Source organism: Terrisporobacter muris (genome assembly GCF_024621905.1).
GTDB lineage: Bacteria > Bacillota > Clostridia > Peptostreptococcales > Peptostreptococcaceae > Terrisporobacter > Terrisporobacter muris.
On sequence record NZ_JANKBY010000514.1, the window covers coordinates 1 to 1708 of the forward strand.

Genomic DNA, 1708 nt, shown 5'->3' on the forward strand with positions numbered 1-1708 from the left:
AAAAATACTTTGCTTTTAATATAAATTATAAGTGATTATATGTTTTTTATAATTTGAATATACAGAAAATTATAATTTTATTGACTATTCAAACATATTTCGTATATAATACATATATGAAACAAAAGAGGAAGGGGAATAAGGAGGTCACAATGAATAAGACAAATAAAGATATCATAATAGTAGGATTTGCATTATTTGCAATGTTTTTCGGAGCAGGAAATTTATTATTTCCGCCATTTTTAGGACTTATAACAGGTAACAGTTGGTTAAATGGATTTACAGGATTTATATTAGCAGATGTAGGTTTATCATTACTTGCAATACTTGCAATAGCAAAATGTGATGGAGAAGTTGGTAAAATTTTCTCAAGAGCAGGACATAAATTATCTATTGCATTAGGATGTGCAATAATGATTTGCATAGGGCCACTTCTTGCTATACCAAGAACAGCAGCTACAACATTTGAGATGGGAATTCAACCAATATTTAGTGGTTTTAATTCAATAGTATTTTCAATAATATTCTTTGGTGCAACATTATTATTAACAATAAAACCATCAAAGGTTGTTGATATAATAGGATCTTACTTAACACCAGCCCTTTTAATTGCATTATTAGTATTAATAGGAATGGGAATATTTAACCCTTTAGGAGAGATTCAACCATCAACAATAGATGGAGTATTTTCTGAAGGAGTATTCCAAGGATATCAAACATTAGATGCCCTAGGAGCGGTTTCTTTAGGAGCAGTAATTATAACAAGTATTGCTAACAAAGGATATACAAAACAGAAAGAACAAGTCAGTATGACATTTAAAGCAGGATTAGTAGCAGGTGCAGGATTACTAGTAGTTTACGGTGGATTGACATATCTTGGTGCAACAGTATCAGGATTATTTGAATCAAATGTATCACAAGCAGGATTAATTGTGTCTATAACAGAAATGTTATTAGGATTCCCTGGAAAAGTTATACTAGGAATAATTGTAATGCTTGCATGTTTAACAACAGCTATAGGTTTAACATCAGCAACTGGACAATATTTCTCTAAACTTACAAATAATAAAGTAAAATATGAAACTATAGTTACAGTAGTATGTTTATTTAGTTTAGTTGTATCTAATTTTGGAGTCGATAAAATAATACAATTTTCAGCTCCTATATTAACATTTGTATACCCACCAACAATAGTTTTAGTAGTATTTACACTATTTGGTGAATTTATTAAAAATGATAATGTGTTCAAATTTGGAACTTATGCAGCACTATTTATAAGTATACTGAATATAATTAGTGATTTTGGTGTAAAGATTCCGCTAATAAATAATTTACCATTATATTCATTAGGATTTAACTGGGTGGTACCTGTAATTATTGCATCAGTAATAGGATTTTTTGTGAAATCAAGTAGATCTAAATTGAACTCTGAATCTGGAGAGATGACTGCTTAGTAGTGATAGATTAAATATAAAAGCCTCTTAGTACTATATTTTATAGTCTAAGGGGCTTTATTTAATGTTTTTACTATTAAAATTGATTAAAAATCGCCTTGCAATCGTTTTCTAATTATAGTTTATATTAAAAAGAAAATATATTGTGAATTTTTGGAAAAATAGAAAAAATTAATATATAAAATTCATGAAAATTTATAATAGAAGAAAATGATATGGTTAGTAATAGAAAACTGTTTTAAATAAAAATTAAT

1 protein-coding gene is annotated in these 1708 nt (G+C 27.7%); it reads left to right on the forward strand.

The window, feature by feature from the left end:
* Nucleotides 1–152 precede the first annotated feature (152 nt).
* On the forward strand, nucleotides 153–1454 hold the full coding sequence (brnQ, locus tag NSA58_RS19815; protein ID WP_039678937.1) for a branched-chain amino acid transport system II carrier protein: 1302 nt from the start codon (nucleotides 153–155) through the stop codon (nucleotides 1452–1454).
* Nucleotides 1455–1708 lie beyond the last annotated feature (254 nt).

What these genes read in the sequence shown, in the direction of transcription:
- brnQ (WP_039678937.1), top strand. Translation starts at nt 153, where the DNA reads ATGAATAAGACAAATAAAGATATCATAATAGTAGGATTTGCATTATTT.